Origin of the sequence: Paraburkholderia sp. HC6.4b, assembly GCF_014200875.1 — a bacterium.
Classification (GTDB): domain Bacteria; phylum Pseudomonadota; class Gammaproteobacteria; order Burkholderiales; family Burkholderiaceae; genus Paraburkholderia; species Paraburkholderia tuberum.
This window is the reverse complement of the sequence record NZ_JACHDC010000014.1, coordinates 116,532-138,302: the sequence shown is the minus strand read 5'-3', so window position 1 is coordinate 138,302 and position 21,771 is coordinate 116,532. Positions and strand designations below refer to the sequence as shown.

Below are 21,771 nucleotides of genomic sequence, written 5' to 3'. Positions count from 1 at the left end.
GCAAAAGATATAAGTCGCGCGACATGTCCGGCATGCCATTCATGCGATTGGACACATAGTTCGCTTCACCTACATTTCGACTCAGAAAAGCGTTACCCACACCAAGCAATCCACGAGACGAACCTGATGACGGCCGCTTTAGCGGCCGTTTCAGCGCGCTGATAAAGGAGGCACTCATCATGATGGAACCCCAGGCCCTCGCGAATGCCGACGTCGCGAGCGAATCCCTCGACACCGAATCATTCCGCGGTAAGGGCTTTCTCGACCGCTACTTCGACATTTCCGCGCGCGGCAGCACGCAGCGCCAGGAGATCGTCGCCGGCATCACGACCTTCCTCGCGATGGTCTACTCCGTGTTCGTCGTGCCCGGCATGTTCGGCAAGGCGGGCTTCGATACCAGCGCGGTGTTCGTCGCCGTGTGTCTGACCACGGCGTTCGGCTCGCTCCTGATGGGCGTGTGGGCGCGTCTGCCGATCGCGATCGGCTGCGCGATCTCGCTCACCGCGTTCACCGCGTTCGGCCTCGTGCTCGGCAAGGGCCTGCATCCAACCGTTGCGCTCGGCGCGGTGTTCCTGATGGGCGTCGTGTTCACGACGATTTCGGTGACCGGCGTGCGCTCGTGGATTTTGCGCAACCTGCCTGTCGGCATCGCGCACGGCACCGGGATCGGCATCGGCCTGTTCCTGCTGCTGATCGCCGCGAACGACGTCGGGCTCGTGGTCAAGAATCCGGGCGCGGGGCTGCCGGTGTCGCTCGGCAATATTGCGGCGTTGCCGGCGCTGATGTCGGTCGCCGGACTCGCCGCGATCGTCGGGCTCGTGCGGCGGCGCGTGCCGGGGTCGATCCTGATCGTGATCGTCGCGATCTCGGCGATCGGGCTCGCGATCGATCCCGCCGTAGCGTTTCACGGCATCTTCGCGGTGCCGTCGTTGAGCGCGCCGGGGCATGCGTCGCTGATCGGCTCGATGGACGTGAAGGGCGCGCTGTCGATGGCGGTGCTGCCGAGCGTGCTCGCGCTCGTGATGACCGCCGTGTTCGACGCGACCGGCACGATCCGCGCGGTCGCGGGCCAGGCGGGGCAGCTCGACGAAAACGGCCGCATCATCAACGGCGGCCGCGCGCTGACCGCCGATTCGCTGAGCTCGATCTTCTCGGGCCTGCTCGGCGGCGCGCCGGCGGCCGCGTATATCGAGTCGACGGTCGGCGTCGCGGCGGGCGCGAAGACGGGGATGGCGGCGGCGGTCGTCGGTCTGCTGTTTCTCGTCGTGATGTTCTTCTCGCCGCTCGCCGCGCTGGTGCCTTCGTATGCGACCGCGCCCGCGCTGATGTACGTGGGGCTGCTGATGCTGTCGAACGTCAGCAAGCTGCATATGGACGACATGGTCGACGCGATGGCGGGGCTCGTGTGCGCGGTGTTCATCGTGCTGACCGCGAACATCGTGACCGGCATCATGCTCGGCTTCGCGACGCTCGTGATCGGACGCGTCGTCAGCGGCGAGTATCGCAAGCTCAATGTCGGGACCGTGGCGATCGCAGTCGTGCTGGTCGGGTTTTATGTCGGCGGCTGGGCGATCTGAGTTTCGTGGCGGCTCCTTGACTTTCACGTCAGCGTCTCTAAACCTTAAGCTTGAGGTCAAGCCCTGCATCCGCAGGAAAGGAGACGCAGATGGAACCGCAACATCGCATCGGCAGCCAGGAAGAGTGGCTTGCCGCGAGCCGCGCGCTGCTCGCCGACGAAAAAGCGCATATGCGCGCCGGCGACGAACTCGCGCGCAAGCGCCGCGAATTGCCGTGGGTCAAGGTCGACAAGGTTTATACGTTCGATACGCCGGAAGGCCGCAAGACGCTCGCAGAGCTGTTCGACGGCCGCAGCCAGCTGATCGTTTATCACTTCATGCTGGGCCCGGACTGGGAAGAGGGGTGCGTCGGCTGCTCGTTTTTGTCGGACCATATGAGCGGCATTCTCACGCATCTGGTCCATCACGACGTCAGCTATGTGACGGTATCGCACGCGCCGCTCGAGAAGATCGACGCGTTCAAACGGCGCATGGGGTGGACCTTTCCGTGGGTGTCGTCGAGCGGCAGCGATTTCAATTTCGACTACCACGTGTCGTTCACGCCGGAGCAGCTGGCGAGTAAAAAGGCGTTCTACAACTTCACCGAGCAGGACGTCGGCATCGACGAACAGCACGGCCACAGCGTGTTCTACAAGGACGCAAACGGCGACGTGTATCACACGTACTCATGCTACGCACGCGGCGACGAGCGCTTCGTGAACATCTACGCGCTTCTGGACATCGCGCCGAAAGGCCGCAACGAGAACAGTAATCTGACCGACTGGGTCAGACATCACGACCGCTACGACGACCACGCGCGCGCGGCTTGCCCGGCGTGCGGATCGTACACGGTGTGAAGCGGTGAAGTGGTGAAGCGGTGAAGCGGGTCGACGAAGGGGGCGAGGGGCGCGCGCCGCGCTAGCTGGCGCGGCGCCTCTGTGCTGCACGAGCGCTGCATCAGCTCGCTACAGCGCCATCTCGAAGGCGGGTCTGAGGAACATTTCCATCGCCATCACGATGAGGCTCATCGCCGCGGCCGCGAGCGTCAGCACGCCGTATTCGTCGTAACGCGTGTCGTACAGACACGCGACGACGAACAGAATCGCCATCAGGTTAGTCAGCCAGTCGAAGTTCAGCGCGAAGCTCATCGGTCGAATCGGGGCGTGTGCGCGACGGTGGAATCGCACCGTCAGGTGCCCGCGATTTTATCGAAAGGAGCTTACGGATTCGCAACGACCGCGCTTACATAGCTTACGTCGCGCGGCGCGCAAAGCCGCGTCAAACGGTGCTTTGCGGCCCCGTCATGTCGCGTTCGATCCATTCGATCACCGACCTGCGCCGCGGTTGCCAGCCGAGCAGTTTGCGCGCGCGTTCGCCGCGCACGCGGCTGTTCGAGCCAAGACCGTACGAGGCCATTTCGTAGCCCCATTCCTGTTTCGCGTCTTCGAGCGGCCAGTCCTGCGGCGCGCCGAGCTTCATCGCGCGTGCGATCGCGGCGCTCATGTCGCGGAACGACGCTTCGCCGCTTTCGACGAAATAGAACGTGCCGGCAGGGGTTTTATCGAGTGCGAGGCGATACAGCTCGGCGACGTCGTCGATATGCACGTTCGACCAGACGTTGCCGCCGCTGCCCACATGACGCACGACGCCGCTTTTCTGCGCCTGGCGCACGAGTCGCGGCAACTGCACGCTCGCGCTGCCGGCCACCGCGCCGTGACCGTAAATCAGCGTGTTGCACAGCACGGCCGAGCGCACGTTGCGTTGCGCGGCGTCGAGCACCGTTTGATCGATCGCGACGCGCGCGGCCTTGTCGGCGGTCGGGGTGGGCAGCGCGTCTTCGTGATAGATGCGTGCTTCACCCGCTTCGCCGCCCGACGCATCGCCGACGATGCTCGACCCGCTGGTGTGCAGGAACACCTTGCCCGAACCGGCGAGTCCGTCGATCAGCGCGCGTACCGCGCCTTCGTGATCGCTGCTCGCGGCGTTGATCACCGCGTCGGCCGCTTGCGCTTCGGCGATCAGCAACGCGCGGTCGTCGAGCGTGCCGAGCACGGGCTCGATGCCGAGCCGCTGCAACTCGCCGCTGTGTTCGGGTTTGCGAATCAGCCCGCGCACCTGATGGCCGGCGCGCGCCAGATGCGCCGCGATCGAGCCGCCGATAAAACCGCTTGCGCCAGTAACGAAAATCTTCAAGACGTTCTCCTGAGGGAAATGCCACGACCGCAATCTCTTGCATGGGATCGGAGTAAGCGCTAAAGCGCCAACTCCGATCGACAGGCACGCAGTATCGCTCGCGCGGATTCTCGCAAAAAGCGTGTTAGTCTCAAATCAATCTTGATCTGAAATCAACAATGAAAACCTCCACCGACGAATTGCTGGTGTTCGTCACCGTGATCGACAGCGGCTCGATTACCGCGGCGGCCGAGAAGCTGGGGCAGACCGTCTCCGGCGTGAGCCGCGCGCTCACGCGCCTCGAGCGGAAGCTCGACACCGCGCTCGTGCGGCGCACGACACGGCGTCTGCATCTGACCGAGGAAGGCGACGCGTTCCTGCGGCGCGCCCGCGCGATCCTCGACGCGCTCGAAGAGGCCGAGGAGTCGGTCGCGCGCGGGCGGCAACGGCCGTCGGGGCGCTTGCGCGTCGATGCGGCGTCGCCGTTCATGCTGCATTGCGTGGCGCCGCATATGACCGCGTTTTCGGCGCTGTATCCGGAGATCCGGCTCGAATTGACCAGCAACGAGCGGATCGTCGATCTGCTCGAACAGAAGGTCGACATCGCGATTCGCATCGGCGCGCTGCAGGATTCGACGCTGCATGCGCGCGCGCTCGGCGAGAGCAGGCTGCGCGTGCTCGCGAGCCCGGCGTATCTGGCCGAGCACGGCGAGCCGACCACGCTCGACGCGCTGCACGCGCATCGGCTGATCGGCTTTACGGCGCCGGAGCATTTGAATCGCTGGCCGTTGCGCGAAGGGGGCAGGGGAACGAAGCGCGCCAAGGGGCAGCGCGACGAAGCCGCGCTGCTGAAGATCGAACCGTCGATCACCGCATCGAGCGGCGAAACCTTGCGGCAACTGGCGCTGTCCGGCTGGGGCGTCGCCTGTCTGGCCGACTTCATGACCGCCGGCGACGTGCGCGAAAACCGCCTCGTGCCGATTCTCGGCAACCTGCTCGTCGATGAACGGCAGCCGGTGCATGCGGTGTACTACCAGAGCGCATCGCTCGCGGGGCGCGTGCAGTGCTTTCTGGATTTCATCGTGGCGCGGGTCAAGCTCTGATCCGCGTCGCGGAGCCTTCTGTCCTATAACCCAGATATCGGCGGAGCCGGCGTGTTCGGCTTCCCGCCAGCGAAAGCGCGCCAATTTTGGCCAGATGGCGACCCGCGCCGCGAAGGTGTATATACAACTGTGGGCTAAATCACGGCGGCCACGCCGACCCATGCGTCCAGCACACGCCGCCTACGACCTGCCGCCAAACCTGCCGCGCTCCCGCCGAGCCACGTGCCAAATAATGGAAATCACCAGGCACGAAATCTCGAAAAACAAGTTGTATATACAAGGCCCGCCGGCTAGACTTATTTGAACTTGTATAGACAGGACGACAACCATGATTCTGAAGCCCGGCTACCTGAGCCTCCCGCAACTGCGCCAGATCGCGCGTGAGCAGGTCACCCTGCAACTCGATCCCGCAAGCCACGCCGCCATCGACGCGTGCGCGCAGGCCGTCGCCGACATCACCGCCAGGGGCGAGCCGGCTTATGGCATCAATACCGGCTTCGGCCGCCTCGCCAGCACGCACATTCCGCGCGATCAGCTCGAACTGCTGCAACGCAATCTGGTGCTGTCGCACGCGGTCGGCGTCGGCGAGCCGATGTCGCGCCCGGTCGTGCGTCTGTTGATCGCGCTGAAGCTGTCGAGCCTCGGCCGCGGCCACTCGGGCATCCGCCGCGAAGTGATGGAGGCGCTGATCGCGCTGTTCAACGCCGACGTGCTGCCGGTGATCCCGGTGAAGGGCTCGGTCGGCGCATCGGGCGACCTCGCGCCGCTCGCGCATATGTCGGCGACCCTGCTCGGCGTCGGCGAAGTGTTCGCGAAGGGCGAGCGCATGCCGGCCACCGAAGGCCTCGCGCTCGTCGGTCTGAAGCCGCTGACGCTGCAGGCGAAGGAGGGTCTCGCGCTGCTGAACGGCACCCAGGCTTCGACCGCGCTCGCGCTGTACAACATGTTCGCGATCGAAGACCTGTACCGCACGGCGCTCGTGGCCGGCGCGCTGTCGGTGGATGCGGCGATGGGCTCGGTCAAGCCGTTCGACGCGCGCATCCACGAACTGCGCGGCCATCGAGGCCAGATCGACGCGGCCGCGGCTTATCGCTCGCTGCTGCAAGGCTCGGCGATCAACGTGTCGCACGCCGATTGCGACAAGGTGCAGGACCCGTACAGCCTGCGCTGCCAGCCGCAGGTGATGGGCGCGTGTCTGGACCAGATGCGTCAGGCCGCCGAAACGCTGCTGATGGAAGCGAACGCGGTCTCCGACAATCCGCTGATTTTCCCGGACACCGGCGAAGTGCTGTCGGGCGGCAACTTCCACGCCGAGCCGGTCGCGTTCGCGGCCGACAACCTGGCGCTCGCCGTGGCGGAAATCGGCGCGCTCGCCGAACGCCGCATCGCACTGCTGATCGACGCGACGCTGTCGGGCCTGCCGCCGTTCCTCGTCAAGGATGGCGGCGTGAACTCCGGCTTCATGATTGCGCACGTGACGGCCGCCGCGCTCGCGTCGGAAAACAAGACGCTCGCGCATCCGGCTTCGGTCGATTCGCTGCCTACGTCCGCGAACCAGGAAGACCACGTGTCGATGGCGACGTTCGCCGCGCGCAAGCTCGGCGATATCGCCGACAACACCGCGAACATCCTGTCGATCGAACTGCTCGCTGCCGCCCAGGGCGTCGATCTGCGCGCGCCGCACAAGACCAGCCCGAGCCTGCAGAAGGTGATGGACCTCGTGCGCAAGGACGTCGCGCACTACGAGCTCGATCACTACTTCGCGCCGGATATCGCGGCGGTCACGAAGCTCGTGCAGGCCGGCGCGGTCGCGAAGCTGAGCCCGTTCTCGTTCGCGTCGGAACAATGAGTCGTCGAGAGCGCGGATCACACCCATGAACGCACCCGCTTATCAGGGCATCAAGGACTTCATCCTCGCGCGCATTCATGCGGGCGAGTGGGCCGAAGGCGACCAGGTGCCCTCCGAAAACGAGCTTGCGCGCGAGTTCAGCGTCGCACGCATGACGGTCAACCGCGCGTTGCGCGAGTTGACCTCGGAGCAGGTGCTGACACGTGTACAAGGCTCGGGCACTTTCGTCGCCCGTCCCAAGTACGAGTCGACCCTGGTGGCGATCCGCAGCATCTCCGATGAAATCGTTGCGCGCGGTCATCGCTATCAGGCGAGGGTGCTGAACATCGGCGCCAGCATCGCCGATGCGGCGCTCGCCGAAGAGATGCAGGTGAGCGCGGGCAGCCCCGTGTTTCATTCGCGCCTGCTGCATTTCGAAAACGAGGAGCCGGTGCAGCTCGAGGAACGCTCGGTCAATCCGGCCGTCGCACCCGAATACGCGCTGCAGGACTTCACGAACACCACGCCCAACCAGTACCTCGTGCGCGTCGCGCCGCTGCAGCGCGTCGAGTACCGCATCGAGGCGCTCGCCGCCGACGAGATCACGCGCGAGCTGTTGAACATGAGTGAACGCGAACCGTGTCTGGTGCTGCACCGGCGCACGTGGTCGCAAGGCGAGGTCGCCTCGATCGCGAATCTGTGGCATCCGGGCACCCGTTACCGCTTCACCGGGCATTTCTGAATTCGCTTTTTCGTCTTCGCCGAATCTTTATCGAACCTCTTCACGCATGATTAGGGACACCATGAACAATCCGAAACACGTCGATCCGCGTCTCGATCCGACTCGCACGATCCGCGCACCGCGCGGCGCGGAAAAGACCTGCAAGACCTGGATCGCGGAAGCCGCGTACCGGATGATCCAGAATAATCTGGACCCCGAAGTCGCCGAGCACCCGCACGCGCTCGTCGTGTACGGCGGCATTGGCCGCGCCGCGCGCAACTGGGATTGCTTCGATCAGATCCTCGCGTCGCTGAAGGACCTGAACGAAGACGAAACGCTGCTGATTCAGTCGGGCAAGCCGGTCGGTGTGTTCCGCACCCATGCGGACGCGCCGCGCGTGCTGCTCGCGAACTCGAACCTCGTGCCGCACTGGGCGACGTGGGAACACTTTCACGAACTCGACCGCAAGGGCCTGATGATGTACGGCCAGATGACCGCGGGCAGCTGGATCTACATCGGCAGCCAGGGCATCGTCCAGGGCACCTACGAGACCTTCTTCGCGGTCGCGAACCAGCACTTCAACGGTGACCCGAAGGGCCGCTGGATTCTGACCGGCGGTCTCGGCGGCATGGGCGGCGCGCAGCCGCTCGCGGCGACGATGGCGGGCTTCTCGATGATCGCGGTCGAATGCGACGAGACGCGCATCGACTTCCGTCTGAAGACGCGCTACGTCGACAAGAAGGCGAAGACGCTCGACGAGGCGCTCGCGATGCTCGACGAAGCGAAGCGCGCCGGCAAGCCGATCTCGGTTGGCCTGCTCGGCAATGCCGCCGACGTGTTCGCCGAGTGCGTCGCGCGCGGCATCACGCCGGACTGCGTGACCGACCAGACGAGCGCGCACGATCCGATTCACGGCTACCTGCCACAGGGCTGGACGGTCGGAGACTGGCGCGAGCGCATGAAGACCGCGCCGGAAAGCATCGTCACGCCGGCCAAGCAGTCGATGGCCAGCCAGGTGCAGGCGATGCTGACGCTGCAGGAACGCGGCGCGGCAACGCTCGACTACGGCAACAACATTCGCCAGATGGCGCTCGAAATGGGCGTGGAAAACGCGTTCGATTTCCCGGGCTTCGTGCCGGCGTATATCCGGCCGCTGTTTTGCGAAGGCAAGGGCCCGTTCCGCTGGGTCGCGCTGTCGGGCGATCCCGAGGACATCTACAAGACCGATGCGAAGGTGAAGGAACTGATCCCCGACGATCCGCATCTGCACAACTGGCTCGACATGGCGCGCGAACGCATCGCGTTCCAGGGTCTGCCGGCGCGGATCTGCTGGGTCGGCGTGAAGGATCGCTATCGTCTCGGCCAGGCGTTCAACGAAATGGTCAGGAACGGCGAGCTGAAGGCGCCGATCGTGATCGGCCGCGATCACCTCGATACCGGTTCGGTCGCGAGCCCGAACCGCGAAACCGAATCGATGAAGGACGGCTCGGACGCGGTCAGCGACTGGCCGTTGCTGAACGCGCTGCTGAACACGGCGGGCGGTGCGTCGTGGGTGTCGTTGCATCACGGCGGCGGCGTCGGCATGGGCTTCTCGCAGCATGCGGGCGTCGTGATCGTCGCGGACGGCACGCAAGCCGCGCACCAGCGCCTCGGCCGCGTGCTGTTGAACGATCCGGCCACCGGCGTGATGCGTCACGCGGATGCGGGCTACGAACTCGCGCAGCAGACGGCGCGCGAGGCCGGTCTCAATCTGCCGATGCTGGGCCGCTGATCGTGACCATGGCCAACCACGCGGGCGGCATGGCAGGCGTCACGCTGATTCGCGGCGCCGACCTCGTGGCGACGCCGTGGAAAAACGGCGGCGGGCTCACGCGTGAGGTCGCGGCATTTCCGTCGCCAGGCCGCGGCCAGGGCGCGGCGAGCGCCGACTTCGTGTGGCGCGTGAGCGTCGCCGACGTTGCGCAGGCGGGACCGTTCTCGCGCTTCGACGGCGTCGACCGGACGCTGGTGTTGCTGTCTGGCGCGGGCATGCTGCTCGATGAGCTGGGCGACGCGGGCGTCGCCTCGACGCATGTGTTGCGGCAGCCGCTCGACATCGCGCGCTTCGATGGCGCGACGCGCATCGACGCGCGGCTCGTCGACGGGGCCACGCGCGACTTCAACCTGATGGTGCGGCGCGACGTGGCGCAGGGCGAGTTGGACGTGTGGCGCACTGGCACGCGGCAGGATGCGCCGCGCGTGCTCGACGGCGACGTGGCGCTGCTGTTTTGCGCGGGCGGCGCGGTCACGGTCGGACTGGCGGCGGACCACGCGCAAGCCGTGCGGCTCGACACCGGCGACACGCTGCGCGTCGACGGGCCGAACGCGCTCGCTTGCACGCTGACGGGCGACGGCGCGGTGCTCGCGATCACGATCCGCTACACGCGATGACGAATCAACCGTGATAGGGCCTCACATGCGCTCCATCGCGGACAACCCATCCACAGACACGCAACGAGCGGCAAAGAGCACGCGATGAAGCAAACCGTCTGGCATCACCTGAATTTGTGCCCGCAGGGCGATCCTCGCCACACGCTCGCCGATGCCGCGATTGCGGTCGACGGCGGCCGTATCGCGTGGCTCGGCGCTTTCGCCGATTTACCCACGCCCTATGCCGCATGGCCGCGCGAAGATCTGCGCGGCGCATGGGTGACGCCGGGCCTGATCGATTGCCATACGCACCTCGTGTACGGCGGCCAGCGCGCCGACGAATTCGCGCAGCGGCTCGCGGGCGTCAGCTACGAAGCAATCGCGCGACAGGGCGGCGGCATCGTGTCGACGGTGCGCGCGACGCGCGCCGCGGACGAAGCATCGCTGTTCACGCAAGCGGCCGCGCGGCTCGAACCGCTGCTCGCCGAAGGCGTGACGGCGATCGAAATCAAATCGGGCTACGGTCTCGATCTCGCGAGCGAGCGCAAGATGCTGCGCGTCGCGCGGCAACTCGGCGAGCGCTATCCGGTCACGGTCTATACGACGTTTCTCGGCGCGCACGCGTTGCCGCCTGAATTCGCGGGCCGAGCGGACGCGTATATCGATGAAGTCTGCAACACGATGCTGCCCGCGCTCGCGGACGAAGGCCTCGTCGATGCGGTCGACGTGTTCTGCGAGCGCATCGGTTTTTCGCTGGAACAGAGCGAGCGCGTGTTCAACGCGGCCGCGCGCTACGAGCTGCCGGTCAAGATGCACGCCGAGCAGTTGTCGAACGGCGGCGGCACCGCGCTCGCGGCACGGCATCGCGCGCTGTCGGCGGATCACCTGGAGTTTCTCGACGAAGCCGGCGTCGCGGCGATGAAGGAAGCGGGCACCGTCGCGGTGCTGCTGCCGGGCGCGTACTACTTCATCCGCGAGACCCAGTTGCCGCCGCTCGAACTGCTGCGGCGCTACGAGGTGCCGATCGCGATCTCGACCGACAGCAACCCGGGCACCTCACCGGCGACTTCGTTACTGCTGATGATGAACATGGCGAGCACGCTGTTTCGCATGACCGTGCCCGAGGTGCTGCAAGGCGTCACCACGCACGCTGCGCGCGCGCTCGGCAAGAGCGATCGGCACGGTGCGCTGCAGGTCGGTCGCGCGGCCGACTTCGCGGTGTGGTCGGTCGATTCGCTGGCGGAGCTCGCTTACTGGATTGGCCGGCCGCTCTGCGCGCGCGTCGTGCGCGCGGGCGAAACCGTCTATACGCGGCGCGAGTCGCGTGCGACCTGAACCAGAACCTGAGAGATGACGCAATCCAATCAATCGCTGTTCGCCGCTGACGCGTATCTGCCTGAGGGCTGGCGCCGCAACGTGCTGCTCGAATGGGACGCTCACGGCACGCTGACCGCGGTCACGACGGATCAACCCGAGGCGCCGGCGGGTGTGCCGAAGGCGGCGGGCCCGCTGATGCCAGGCATGCCGAATCTTCACTCGCACGCGTTTCAGCGCGCGATGGCGGGGCTCACCGAATTTCGCGCCAATGCGACGGATAACTTCTGGTCGTGGCGCGACCTGATGTATCGCTTTGCCGCGCGCATCACGCCGGAAGGCCTCGCGAGCGTCGCGCAGTGGCTCTACATCGAGATGCTGAAGGCGGGCTATACGTCGGTGTGCGAGTTCCACTACGTGCACCACGCGCAGGACGGCCAGCGCTACGCGAATCAGGCCGAGCTTGCGCAACGCGTGGTGGACGCGGCATCGGCGAGCGGTATCGGCATCACGATGCTGCCGGTGCTGTATCAGTACAGCGGCTTCGGCGCGCGCGCGCCGCGCGACGATCAGCGGCGCTTCATCAATACGCCTGAGAGCCTGCTCGATCTGCTCGGCACGCTACGCGCCGCGCGCCCCGAACATGCGGCGCTGCGTTACGGCGTGGCGCCGCATTCGCTGCGCGCGGTATCGGAGGCGTCGCTGCGCACGTTGCTCGGCGGCATCGACGCAACCGTGCCTGTCCACATCCATATCGCCGAACAGACCGCCGAGGTCGACGCGTGCCTCGAAACCGAAGGCACGCGGCCGGTGCAATGGCTGCTCGATCGTTTCGATGTGGACAGCCGCTGGTGTCTCGTGCACGCGACCCACGTCGACGCGAACGAAACGCTCGCGCTCGCGAAGAGCGGCGCGGTCGCGGGTTTGTGTCTGACCACCGAGGCCAATCTCGGCGACGGCATTTTTCCCGCGCAAGACTATCTCGACGCGCACGGCCGCATCGGCGTCGGCTCGGATAGCCATGTCGGCGTCGATTGGCGCGCCGAGTTGCGTCTGCTCGAATACGGCCAGCGTCTGACGCGCCGGCAGCGCAACGTGCTGGCGTCGGCGCAAGCTCCGCATGTCGCGGATCGTCTGTACGCGGCCGCGCTCGACGGCGGCGCGCGTGCGACCGGCCGCGCGGTCGGCGCGTTGCAGCCGGGCCATCGCGCGGACTGGCTCGTGCTCGACGCCGACCATACGAGCATCGCCGGGCATGAGCGCGAGGCGTGGCTCTCAGGCGTCGTATTCTGCGAGCACGGCGACACGCCGATCCGCGACGTCTACGCGGGCGGCGTCAAGGTTGTCGACGATCGCCGGCATCGCGACGAAGAGGGTGCCTATGCGCGCTATCGCGCGGCGCTCGCGGAACTGCGCAAATAACGGCCATGACCCGCCGAACTGATTCTCCGATCCCACTGATTCCGGACTGACATGACTGCTTCGAACCTCACGCCGGTTTTCTCGCTGCATCAGGGAAGCCTGCCGCTGCTGATCTCGATCCCGCATCTGGGCACGCAAATCCCCGCCGACATCGCCGTGACGATGACACCGGTCGCGCAACGCACCGACGATTGCGACTGGCATCTCGATCGCCTGTACGCATTCGCGAAGCGCCTCGGCGCGTCGATCCTGACGCCGACCTACGCGCGCTACGTGGTCGACCTGAATCGTCCGCCCGACGGCGCGAACCTGTACCCGGGGCAGGACACTACGGGTCTGCTGCCGGTCGACACGTTCGACAAGGAGCCGCTCTATCGCGACGGCCATCTGCCCGACGACGCCGAAATCGCGCGCCGTCGCGACGCTTACTGGAAGCCGTATCACGACGCGCTGACCGGCGAGCTCGCGGCGCTGAAGGCGAAGCACGGCAAGGTGCTGCTGTGGGAAGCGCATTCGATCCGCTCGCGCGTGCCGCGGTTTTTCGACGGACGTCTGCCGGATTTCAACTTCGGCACGTCGAACGGTGCGAGCGCCGCGCCGGGCCTGGCCGACGAACTGGCCGCGCTGGTCGGGCGTCACGGCGGCTATACGGCGATCGCGAATGGCCGCTTCAAGGGCGGCTATATCACGCGGCAGTACGGGCAGCCCGAGCAGGGCGTGCATGCGGTGCAACTCGAGCTGTCGCAGATCACCTACATGGAAGAGCGCCTGCCTTATGCATACGATGAAGACCTCGCCGCGAAGGTCGCGCCGCTGCTCGAAGCGCTGGTAACGACGGCGCTCGCTCGCGTGAAATCCGCCTGAAGCTTGTATTCCTTTCTCACCACGCGGATCACGATTGCTGCAAGAACGCGCGGCATCGCGGTCCGCGTCGGCCCGCATCGGTCAGCGTATCGCGAAGGTGTAACAGCATGTGTCCGTGATTGCGTGCGGGCGCGTTCATATGGAATGGTTTGAGCGTCGAGCGCGCACAGCGTATCGTGCGCCGGCTGTTTCAAGACGCGGCGCGCCATGAAAAAAAGCCCCGCGAAAGCGGGGCTTTTTGATGTGCACCGCGTCCATCGGACACGGTTTCACCGCCATTAGTGGCAGCGCTTTTCCCAATGATGATGCACGCGCACCTTATGGCACTCGTGCTGATGCTCATTGGCCTGAGCGGGGACGATCGTGCTCAGGGTGGCGACGGCTGCGGCGACGGCGAGAACGATTTTCTTCATTACAAAACCCTTAAGTCAGTGTTGTGGAGCAAGCCATGCAGCACGACGCGTGCCGCATCGGCGTGTAAGCATGCCACATCAAGCGGCTGCGGATAGGACCGGCGCGCGAATACGTGTGTCAATGCAACACGCGATGTGTCGTCAGCCCTGTTTTGACGCGCTTTGCGCTGAATTGGCCGGTGCGTACCGTGTCAAATGTGTACCTTCGGCATCTGGGCCCCACCGCACGCAAAGCGGCTAGCGGCATTGCACGCGACACCGCGAGACGACGACCCTTTCAAAACGATGACATGCGCGACGCGGTCATCGATTCATCAGGCGAAAAGATGGAAGACCCAGCGATGGAAGATTCCGACGAATTGCTGCTGCCAGTCTGGCGCGCGAACCTGGTGTTGCTGACCAGCGAGGTCGGCGCCGCGAGCCGGCTCGCGCGCATGATGACGTTTTCCGCGAGCTACCTGAAGCTGATGCTGTCCGGGCAACGCGAATTCAGCGAGGAATTCGTGCGCGGCGTCGAGGCCGTCACCGGTTTGCCGGGCGGCTGGATGAACGTGCCGCACACCGGTCACGAGATCCCGCCGAATGCACGCGAGGCGATCGACAACGAGCAGCCGCTCGCGCGCTTTCGGGGCACGGCGCATCCGGTGCGCAAGAAGACGGTGTTGCGGCCCGAGCCGATTTTTGGGCAGCCGGCGCCCGCGCGACGCCTCGAGGAAGAAACGCTCGATGTCGAAGCGCACCGCCGTCATGCGCATTTTCGCAAGGTGCGCGATCTCGCGACGCAGGAGGTGCGGCGCTTCGAGCGGCATCTGCTGCACGCGCCGGTGGAGCTCGCATCGATGCGAGCGAAGGTCGAGGACGTGATGGCCGCGGCCGAACTCGACGACCGCATTCAAGCCGACCTGGAGGGCCGGCTTGAACAGATCGACAAGCACCGGCACATGCTGCTGCGGCACGTGGAAAAACTGCAGGCGCTGCTGAGCCAGCTCGACGACGGCGAGTGAAGACGATCGACGCCGGCCGCTGCGTCACGGGTGCGCCGGTGACTCCAATGCCGCTCGAGCTCGACGCGGCAACGCCGACCCCGCCCCGAAACGCACGGGTCGGCGATGTGCTACAACGACGACACGAACCTGGCCGAGGTGGATCTTGGGGAACGTCGTCGTCACGTTGGCGCACACGTCGATCGCGATGATCGGGCTCGCGTGCCGCGGGCGCGGCGTGCGCGCCGCGGCGTTGCTTGCCGCGGTATCCGCCGCGAGCGGCATCGCCTTGCCCCTTTGCGCGGCAGCCGGCGAAATCGCCACCTCCACCAACGAACGCGCCCCTGCGACGATCGAGCGCGACGTCCATTTGTTCGTGATCCAGAAAGACGGTTCCGTCGAGGAACACGACGACACGCTGATGCGCGCGGACACGGCCAGCGGCGTCGACGAGATCGCGCAACGCTACGTGTGGTTCAACAAGGACATCGAGCAGGTGCAACAGTTGGCCGCCGAAACGATCGACCCCGACGGCACCGCGCATGCGGTCGGCCCCGAGGCGATCCGCGACGTGCAGGAGCCGCGCTCGTCCGGCGCGCCGAGCTTCGAGGACGGTGTGTTGCGCACCGTGATCTTCCCCGGCGTCACGATCGGCTCGCGCGTGCAACTGGCATTTCGCAAGACCCGCGCGAAGCCGCTGCAAGCGGGCACCTTCGCCTATCTGGTCGAGCCGTCGCTCCAGCCCGTCGACGAGCAGCGTCTGATCTTCGATCTGCCCGCCGACGTGCCGCTCTATGCGGATGCGCGCGGCTACGTCGCGATGCCGCCCGTCACCGCGAACGGCCGCACGCGCTACGAGTTCGACTACCGGCACGGCCCCTATGCGCGGCTCGAAGCGGGCGCGGTCGGCTACGCGAACTGGGGCGACCGGCTGATGGTGTCGACGGTGCCAGACTTCGCGAGCTTCGCCGCGCGCTATCGCGGTCCCGCCGAGAACGACGCGACCCGCGACGATCCCGCGATCATCGGTCTCGCGCAGCAACTGACGGCGGGCCTTACCGATCCTCGCGACAAAGCCCGCGCGCTGTACGACTGGATGCGTCTGAACATCCGCTACGTCGCGCTTTTTCTCGGCGAGACGGCGGCGATTCCGCACAAGGCGGCCGACATCCTGCGCAACCGCTATGGCGACTGCAAGGACCACGTCGCGCTATACGGCGCGCTGCTCGCGGCCGCCGGCATTCGCAGCGAGCCGGTGCTGCTCAATCTCGGTCCGTACTACACGTTGCCCGAGGTCCCCGGCTACGGCGCGAGCGCGATCAATCACGCGATCATCTGGATTCCCGAACTGGCGCAATTCGCGGACACGACGGCGGGCGGCACCGCGTTCGGCTATCTGCCTGGCGGCGTCATGGACCGGCCGGTGCTGCTCGTCGACGACGGCGTGCTCGCGCGCACGCCGGCCACTCAACGGCGCGAACGCAAGGCGCGCGTGCAGATCGACATCGACGAAAACGGCACCGCACATTATGCGTACCGCGTCGAGGATCGGGGCTATACCGCGGAGCTCGAACGCAACACGTTCCGCCGCGCGACGCGCCAGGGCGCGCAGCAGCTTGCCGCCAGGCGTCTGCTGCAAGCGGGCTTGCACGGCTCCGCGCAATTGCAGACCGACGACGTCGCCGTGACCGGCGGTCCGTTCGCGACGTCGATGCAGGGCAGCGTGCCGCATCTGATCTGGCCGGACGGCACGACCGCCGTGCGGGCGCTCACGAGCCTCGCCGGCGGCATGGGCTCGCAGGTCGAGGCGTGGCTCGCGGAGCCAGTCAGAACGCAGCCGTGGGCGTGCATCGGCGGGGACTTCGATGAAACGCTGGAAATGAGCTTGCCGCGCTTCGTGCGCGTGACGGACCTGCCGACCGACAGCACGATCGAGAACCCGTTGCTCACGTTTGCGTCGCACTACGTCTTCGATCCGGCGACGCGCACGTTGCAGGTCAACCGGCATCTGCGCGCCGCGTTCGGCCATCAGATGTGTACGCCAAACGAATTCGCAGCGATTCGCGACGCCCTCGTGCGCATCGAGCGCGATCTCGATGCCGAGGTGGTCGTCCGGGCGGCGAGCGCGTGGCAGTAGCGCGCCCCGCGCCGGCCACGCGCCGGGCAGGGCCGCGACGATCTACCGGACGTGGAGCTTAGGTGCCGCTCTTCGTCACGACCGGCACCCACGCGCCGTTCTTCACCTGATACAGCGTCGACGCGCCGCTCTTCAACGCGCCGGTGCTGTCGAACGAGATCTTGCCGGTCACGCCGTCGTAGTCGATCGACTTGAGCGCCGGACGGTACACGTTCGGCGAGTCGGATTTGGCCTGCTGCATCGCCTTGATCGCGACCCACGCGCCGTCGTAGCCGAACGGCGCATAGGACAGCACGTCCGCGCCGAAGCGCTTCTTGAACTTCGCGTTGAAGTCTTTGCCACCCGGCAGTTGCGCGAGCGGGCGGCCGTATTCCCAGGCCATCGCACCGTCGGACGCATCGCCCGCGAGCTTGATGAAGTCCTCGTCCATCACGCCGCCGCCGCCGACCAGCTGTGCGTTCAGGCCGAGCTGCTTCATGCGCCGCGCGAAGCCCGCCGCCTGGCTGTCGAGGCCGGCGAAGAACACGAGGTCGGCATTGGCGCCCTTGAACTTGGTGATCTGCGTGCTGAAGTCGACCGCGTGGTTGTCGGTGTAGTCGCGCGCGACGATGTTGCCGCCGTGCGCCTTCACGGCCTTCTCGAACTCGTCGGCTTCGCCCTGGCCGAACGCGGTGCGATCGTCGATGATCGCGATGCGCCTGGCCTTCGTCACGTCGACGGCATAGGCGCCCGCATTGCCGGCGTTCTGCGCGTCGGTCGAAATCACCATGAAGGTGTTCGCGAAGCCGCGGCCCGTGATGATCGGATTCGTCGCGGCGGGATCGAGCACCGGAATGCCAGCCTGCTCGTAGACCTGCGAGGCCGGGATCGTCGTGCCCGAGTTGAAGTGGCCGACGACCACCGCGACGCCCGAGTCGACCAGCTTCTGCGCGGCCTGCACGCCGACGCGCGGGTCGGCCTGGTCGTCCTGCGAGACGATCTCGAAATGCGCGACCTTGTCGCCGATCTTGATCTTCTGCGCGTTGGCTTCGTCGATCGCGAGCCGCACACCGTTTTCCAGATCCTTGCCGTAGCCGGCATTGGCGCCCGTCAGCGGCGCGGCAAAGCCGATCTTGACCGGCAGGTCGTCGGCGAAACTGGCAACAGGCGCGACGGCAAACATCGCACCCACGAGCATGGCCAGCGGTTTCAGCGTGTTGCGAAGACTCATGGTCTCTCCTTGCATCGACGGTTGTTATGAAAGCGGTACGACAGCGAAGCGGTACGACACGTGAGGCCGAGGCAAGCCCTCGCGCATCGCAAGACTACGAAGGATCGCTCGCCGCTCACAATGCTGGAATACGCGCACTGGCGTTGAGCCTCGCAGCGTGTTCGCGACGTCAATCTGGGGCGAATATAGAAAGCCAAATTGCCGTCGTCTTGGCAATTCGTGGCGTTTTGGATGAGCATTTCGGCATAGGCGGCAACAGGTGCATGTGGTGCACATGGAGCGTGCGTGAGGCATGCAAGCTGGCTTGCCGTGCGAAGGTCCGCCTGGGCTGCGGATTACGGCATATGCTTAAGAAGCCGGCGCGAGCGCGCCGGCCGGTGTTGCGGTGTTGCGTTGTCGGAGGAGATTCGAGCCTTTTGCCTAGCGCTCGCCTTGCTGGCGCAGCAGCTCTTCACGCAGACGCAAAAGCGGCGCCTTCGTGTCTTCGTCGGCCCACGTGTCGAGATCGTCGATTGCGCGCTGGCAGCCGTCGAGCACCACGTCGAGATCGACCGGCACGCCGTTGTTCAGCGCGAATTCGATCGTCTCGGCGAACTGCTGGCAGTCGTCCTCGCCGTACGAGATGTCGAGATTGTCGGCGATGATTTCGGCGATGTTGCTGCGTGCCTTGTCGTCGGCCGTCACCATGTCGACGATGCCGCGCGCGACGGCGGCCGAGTAGTAGAGCGCGATATCGAGCCATTGCGCGGGATCGAAGTCGGGCTGGTCGAACTGGTTCTCGAAGAACTCGATCGCTTCCTGTTCGTGCGCTTCGTCCGCGTCGACGCTGATGCACAACTGCTCAAAAAATTCTTCCCGCTCGCTGCGGATATGACCGTCCATCGAATGCCTCGTCTGCTGAATGCCGGATGCTGAAAATGCCGTGGCGCGAGGGCGCAAGCCCTGGTCCACGCGGCACGCATTATAGGACGGCCGCCAGCAGGGTGCTGGCGAGGGCGCTCGGCAACGAGCGACGTGCCTAAGTTATCTAAGCCGTTTCCGCGACCCACGCATCGAACCACTCGCGCGGCTGGGCGATTTCATTTTGCATCGCCACCAGTTCGAGTTCATAGCGTCCGGCCTGCCAGGTCGCCTTGACGACCGCGTTGACCGCGGCGAGCGTGTGCTCGAAGGCCGAGCGGATCGAATCGCCGAGCAGCGTGCGCGCGACGAAGACCGCGCTCGTCAGATCGCCGACGCCGACCGGCTGGCGCGCGAACGGATAGAGCGGACGCTGTCCCATCCACGCTTCGCGTTCGGTGACGACGAGCATGTTGAAGCGGTCGGCGGGGCTGTTGCGATCGAGCAGATGCTTGACGAGCACGAGCTTCGGCCCACGCGCGAGCAGCTCGCGGCACGCGGTGACGGCTTCCTCGAACGTCTCGATCTCGCGACCGACGAGGCGCTGCAATTCGATGTGATTCGGCGCGATCCCGTCGGCGACTTGCGGCATTTCTTTCACGAGGAATTCCTGGATGCCGGGCTCGACCTTGTAGCCGCCCGTGGCGCCCATCACCGGATCGCAAAAGTACCAGGCGCGGGGATTGGCCGCCTTCACGGCCTTGACGATGTCAATCACCGCCTGCGCCTGTTCCTTCGTGCCGAGATAGCCGGAGACCACTGCGTCGCAGCGCGGCAGCATGCCGATCGCGCCGATGCTGTCGACGAGATCTTCCATCTGCGATGCGTCGATCGCGCTGCCGCTCCAATGCCCGTATTGCGTGTGATTCGAGAGCTGCACGGTGTTGAGCGGCCACACGTTGACGCCGAGCCGGCACATCGGAAACACGGCCGCGCTGTTGCCGGCGTGACCGAACACGACATGGGACTGGATGCTAAGAACGTTTTTCGTCATGGTAAGGCTCGCGCAACCGGTCATGCGCGGTCAACAAAACACTGGAAGGGGAGGCTCGCGCGGGCGGGCCGATGGCCCGGGCGCCGCGCGGCAGACATGCCTGATACAGATGGTGCAGGAAAAACCCACGAACTGCATAGCCGGCAAGCCAGCAAACGATACAGGAGTTTGACAGCCGCGAGTTGATCCGTCCCCGTGCTGTTGCGCCGAACCATCAAACGCGCGTGAAGATTAACGAAACCTGACAGTTCAGCGTGCGGCCGGATGCTTCAGACGAGTTCGCGATACAAGGCCAGATAGCGGTCGGCCGACGCGCCCCAGCCGAAGTCCTGGCGCATCGCGCGCCGCTGCGTGGCCTTCCATTCGGTGCGGCGTCCGTACAGCGCGAACGCGCGGCGGATCGCCGAGGCGAGTCCCTTCGGATCGAAGCGTTCGAACACGAAGCCGGTGGCGAAATCGTCGGCGAGGTTTTCGAGCGATGCGTCGGCGACCGTATCCGCGAGACCGCCGATGCAGTGCACGAGCGGCAGCGACCCGTAGGCGAGCGCATAGAGCTGGGTGAGCCCGCACGGCTCGAAGCGCGACGGCACCGCGACCACGTCGCTGCCGGCGATGATCGTATGCGCGAGGGTTTCGTCGAAGCCGAGCTCGACCGCGACCGATTCCGGATGCGCCTGCGCGACCATCCTGAGGCCATTCTCGAGCGCCGGATCGCCGGTGCCGAACACGACCAGTTGCCCGCCGCGCTTGACGATCTCGGGCACCGCGCCGAGCAGCAGATCGAGGCCTTTCTGCTCGGTCAGCCGGCTCACCACGCCGAACAGCAGCGCGTCGCTTCTCTGCGCGAGGCCGAAGCGCTTTTGCAGCGCTTCCTTGCAGGCGAGCTTGCCCGCCAGTCTCGACGCGCTGTAGTGCGTCGCGAGCAGCGTATCGGTGGCGGGATTCCACACCGTGTAGTCGACGCCGTTCAGGATGCCGCTCAGATCGCGCGCACGATGGCGCAGCAGTGCATCGAGCCCGCCGCCGTGCGCGAGCGTCTGGATTTCGCGCGCATAGGTCGGGCTGACGGTCGTGATGCGCTCGGCGTAGTAGAGCCCCGCCTTCAGGAACGACAGCTGACCATAAAACTCGACGCCGTGCATGTTGAAGAAATCGTGCGGCAGGCCGAGCAGGCCGAACTGATGCGCGGGAAAAATCCCCTGGTAGGCGAGGTTGTGGATCGTGAACACGCTGCGCGCGGGCGCGCGGCCGTGCTCGCGTTCGGCGGCCTTCAGGTAGGCGGGCGCGAGCCCCGCGTGCCAGTCGTGCGCGTGGACGATCTGCGGCGACCACGTCGGGTCCGTTTGCTGCGCGAGTTGCGCGGCGACCCAGCCGAGCAGCGCGAAGCGCTGCGCGTTGTCGCCGTACGGCACGTGTTCGTCGTTCAGATACGGGTTGCCGGGGCGATCGTACAGCGACGCGGCGCGGATCACGTAGACGGCGAGCCCGTTGGTGGGCAGCGTGCCGCGTTCGAGCGTCACGTTCGGCGCGCCGAAGCGGCTGCCCAGTTGCGCGACCGGCTGCAGATCGCGCAGGCCGGCGAGCACGGCCGGAAAGCCCGGCAGCAGCACGCGCACGTCGGCGCCGCGCTCGATCAGCGCGGACGGCAGCGCGCCCGCGACGTCGGCGAGACCGCCCGTTTTGAGGAGGGGATACAGCTCGCTTGCGACGTGCAGGGCGCGAATCGTCATAGGCCGGGTCTCTGT

At 66.0% G+C, this 21,771-nt stretch carries 19 protein-coding genes; 12 read left to right on the top strand and 7 right to left on the bottom strand.

Annotated features, from left to right (window positions below):
* Positions 1-182: 182 nt before the first annotated feature.
* On the top strand, positions 183-1,577 hold the full coding sequence (locus HDG34_RS21590; protein ID WP_409259506.1) for an NCS2 family permease: 1,395 nt from the start codon (positions 183-185) through the stop codon (positions 1,575-1,577).
* An 89-nt stretch (positions 1,578-1,666) separates the two neighbouring features.
* Positions 1,667-2,413: a thioredoxin family protein gene (locus tag HDG34_RS21585; protein ID WP_184062095.1), complete on the top strand. Its 747-nt coding sequence runs from the start codon at positions 1,667-1,669 to the stop codon at positions 2,411-2,413.
* A gap of 108 nt (positions 2,414-2,521) precedes the next feature.
* Here HDG34_RS21585 and HDG34_RS21580 read toward each other — a convergent pair whose 3' ends face one another.
* The gene (locus HDG34_RS21580; RefSeq protein WP_018418561.1) at positions 2,522-2,704 is read right to left on the bottom strand and encodes a hypothetical protein; all 183 of its coding nucleotides are present in this window, start codon (positions 2,702-2,704) and stop codon (positions 2,522-2,524) included.
* 130 nt (positions 2,705-2,834) lie between these two features.
* Positions 2,835-3,749 (bottom strand): NAD-dependent epimerase/dehydratase family protein, encoded by a 915-nt coding sequence (locus HDG34_RS21575; protein WP_184062094.1) that lies wholly within the window; start codon positions 3,747-3,749, stop codon positions 2,835-2,837.
* A gap of 158 nt (positions 3,750-3,907) precedes the next feature.
* Between HDG34_RS21575 and HDG34_RS21570 the strand changes: the two genes are divergently transcribed.
* The 8 genes from HDG34_RS21570 (at position 3,908) to hutG (ending at position 13,389) form a co-directional block, all read left to right on the top strand.
* Positions 3,908-4,831: a LysR family transcriptional regulator gene (locus tag HDG34_RS21570; RefSeq protein ID WP_184062093.1), complete on the top strand. Its 924-nt coding sequence runs from the start codon at positions 3,908-3,910 to the stop codon at positions 4,829-4,831.
* A 328-nt stretch (positions 4,832-5,159) separates the two neighbouring features.
* Positions 5,160-6,680 (top strand): histidine ammonia-lyase, encoded by a 1,521-nt coding sequence (gene hutH, locus HDG34_RS21565; RefSeq protein WP_184062092.1) that lies wholly within the window; start codon positions 5,160-5,162, stop codon positions 6,678-6,680.
* A gap of 25 nt (positions 6,681-6,705) precedes the next feature.
* Positions 6,706-7,401 (top strand): histidine utilization repressor, encoded by a 696-nt coding sequence (hutC, locus tag HDG34_RS21560; protein ID WP_184062091.1) that lies wholly within the window; start codon positions 6,706-6,708, stop codon positions 7,399-7,401.
* Between the two features lie 61 nt (positions 7,402-7,462).
* Positions 7,463-9,151 (top strand): urocanate hydratase, encoded by a 1,689-nt coding sequence (hutU, locus tag HDG34_RS21555; protein WP_184062090.1) that lies wholly within the window; start codon positions 7,463-7,465, stop codon positions 9,149-9,151.
* 8 nt (positions 9,152-9,159) lie between these two features.
* Positions 9,160-9,810: a HutD family protein gene (locus HDG34_RS21550; RefSeq protein ID WP_184062089.1), complete on the top strand. Its 651-nt coding sequence runs from the start codon at positions 9,160-9,162 to the stop codon at positions 9,808-9,810.
* A gap of 84 nt (positions 9,811-9,894) precedes the next feature.
* On the top strand, positions 9,895-11,124 hold the full coding sequence (gene hutI, locus HDG34_RS21545; RefSeq protein ID WP_184062088.1) for an imidazolonepropionase: 1,230 nt from the start codon (positions 9,895-9,897) through the stop codon (positions 11,122-11,124).
* A gap of 15 nt (positions 11,125-11,139) precedes the next feature.
* Positions 11,140-12,525 (top strand): formimidoylglutamate deiminase, encoded by a 1,386-nt coding sequence (locus HDG34_RS21540; RefSeq protein WP_184062087.1) that lies wholly within the window; start codon positions 11,140-11,142, stop codon positions 12,523-12,525.
* A 51-nt stretch (positions 12,526-12,576) separates the two neighbouring features.
* Positions 12,577-13,389: an N-formylglutamate deformylase gene (hutG, locus tag HDG34_RS21535; RefSeq protein ID WP_184062086.1), complete on the top strand. Its 813-nt coding sequence runs from the start codon at positions 12,577-12,579 to the stop codon at positions 13,387-13,389.
* Between the two features lie 278 nt (positions 13,390-13,667).
* Here hutG and HDG34_RS39370 read toward each other — a convergent pair whose 3' ends face one another.
* Positions 13,668-13,802, bottom strand: coding sequence for a hypothetical protein (locus HDG34_RS39370; protein WP_260321281.1), 135 nt, complete (start codon positions 13,800-13,802; stop codon positions 13,668-13,670).
* A 341-nt stretch (positions 13,803-14,143) separates the two neighbouring features.
* Here HDG34_RS39370 and HDG34_RS21530 point away from each other — a divergent pair, with 341 nt between their 5' ends.
* Positions 14,144-14,806, top strand: coding sequence for a hypothetical protein (locus HDG34_RS21530; protein ID WP_184062085.1), 663 nt, complete (start codon positions 14,144-14,146; stop codon positions 14,804-14,806).
* Positions 14,807-14,951: 145 nt separating this feature from the next.
* Complete coding sequence (locus tag HDG34_RS21525; protein ID WP_184062084.1) at positions 14,952-16,922, top strand: DUF3857 domain-containing transglutaminase family protein; 1,971 nt, start codon at positions 14,952-14,954, stop codon at positions 16,920-16,922.
* Positions 16,923-16,980: 58 nt separating this feature from the next.
* On the opposite strand, the gene HDG34_RS21520 is transcribed toward HDG34_RS21525, so the two are convergent.
* From HDG34_RS21520 to glgA, 4 genes are all read right to left on the bottom strand, one after another.
* On the bottom strand, positions 16,981-18,132 hold the full coding sequence (locus HDG34_RS21520) for a branched-chain amino acid ABC transporter substrate-binding protein (RefSeq protein WP_090803969.1): 1,152 nt from the start codon (positions 18,130-18,132) through the stop codon (positions 16,981-16,983).
* Between the two features lie 420 nt (positions 18,133-18,552).
* Complete coding sequence (locus HDG34_RS21515; protein ID WP_090803970.1) at positions 18,553-19,014, bottom strand: hypothetical protein; 462 nt, start codon at positions 19,012-19,014, stop codon at positions 18,553-18,555.
* Positions 19,015-19,159: 145 nt separating this feature from the next.
* Positions 19,160-20,026 carry a pyridoxal kinase PdxY gene (pdxY, locus tag HDG34_RS21510; protein ID WP_090803972.1) on the bottom strand — a complete coding sequence of 289 codons (867 nt, stop codon included), beginning with the start codon at positions 20,024-20,026 and terminating at the stop codon, positions 19,160-19,162.
* A 269-nt stretch (positions 20,027-20,295) separates the two neighbouring features.
* On the bottom strand, positions 20,296-21,756 hold the full coding sequence (gene glgA, locus HDG34_RS21505) for a glycogen synthase GlgA (protein WP_184062083.1): 1,461 nt from the start codon (positions 21,754-21,756) through the stop codon (positions 20,296-20,298).
* Positions 21,757-21,771 lie beyond the last annotated feature (15 nt).

Coding starts and splice junctions, on each gene's coding strand:
- HDG34_RS21590 (WP_409259506.1), top strand. CDS start 183: ATGGAACCCCAGGCCCTCGCGAATGCCGACGTCGCGAGCGAATCCCTC.
- HDG34_RS21585 (WP_184062095.1), top strand. CDS start 1,667: ATGGAACCGCAACATCGCATCGGCAGCCAGGAAGAGTGGCTTGCCGCG.
- HDG34_RS21580 (WP_018418561.1), bottom strand. CDS start 2,704: ATGAGCTTCGCGCTGAACTTCGACTGGCTGACTAACCTGATGGCGATT.
- HDG34_RS21570 (WP_184062093.1), top strand. CDS start 3,908: ATGAAAACCTCCACCGACGAATTGCTGGTGTTCGTCACCGTGATCGAC.
- hutH (WP_184062092.1), top strand. CDS start 5,160: ATGATTCTGAAGCCCGGCTACCTGAGCCTCCCGCAACTGCGCCAGATC.
- hutC (WP_184062091.1), top strand. CDS start 6,706: ATGAACGCACCCGCTTATCAGGGCATCAAGGACTTCATCCTCGCGCGC.
- hutU (WP_184062090.1), top strand. CDS start 7,463: ATGAACAATCCGAAACACGTCGATCCGCGTCTCGATCCGACTCGCACG.
- HDG34_RS21550 (WP_184062089.1), top strand. CDS start 9,160: ATGGCCAACCACGCGGGCGGCATGGCAGGCGTCACGCTGATTCGCGGC.
- hutI (WP_184062088.1), top strand. CDS start 9,895: ATGAAGCAAACCGTCTGGCATCACCTGAATTTGTGCCCGCAGGGCGAT.
- HDG34_RS21540 (WP_184062087.1), top strand. CDS start 11,140: ATGACGCAATCCAATCAATCGCTGTTCGCCGCTGACGCGTATCTGCCT.
- hutG (WP_184062086.1), top strand. CDS start 12,577: ATGACTGCTTCGAACCTCACGCCGGTTTTCTCGCTGCATCAGGGAAGC.
- HDG34_RS39370 (WP_260321281.1), bottom strand. CDS start 13,802: ATGAAGAAAATCGTTCTCGCCGTCGCCGCAGCCGTCGCCACCCTGAGC.
- HDG34_RS21530 (WP_184062085.1), top strand. CDS start 14,144: ATGGAAGATTCCGACGAATTGCTGCTGCCAGTCTGGCGCGCGAACCTG.
- HDG34_RS21520 (WP_090803969.1), bottom strand. CDS start 18,132: ATGAGTCTTCGCAACACGCTGAAACCGCTGGCCATGCTCGTGGGTGCG.
- HDG34_RS21515 (WP_090803970.1), bottom strand. CDS start 19,014: ATGGACGGTCATATCCGCAGCGAGCGGGAAGAATTTTTTGAGCAGTTG.
- pdxY (WP_090803972.1), bottom strand. CDS start 20,026: ATGACGAAAAACGTTCTTAGCATCCAGTCCCATGTCGTGTTCGGTCAC.
- glgA (WP_184062083.1), bottom strand. CDS start 21,756: ATGACGATTCGCGCCCTGCACGTCGCAAGCGAGCTGTATCCCCTCCTC.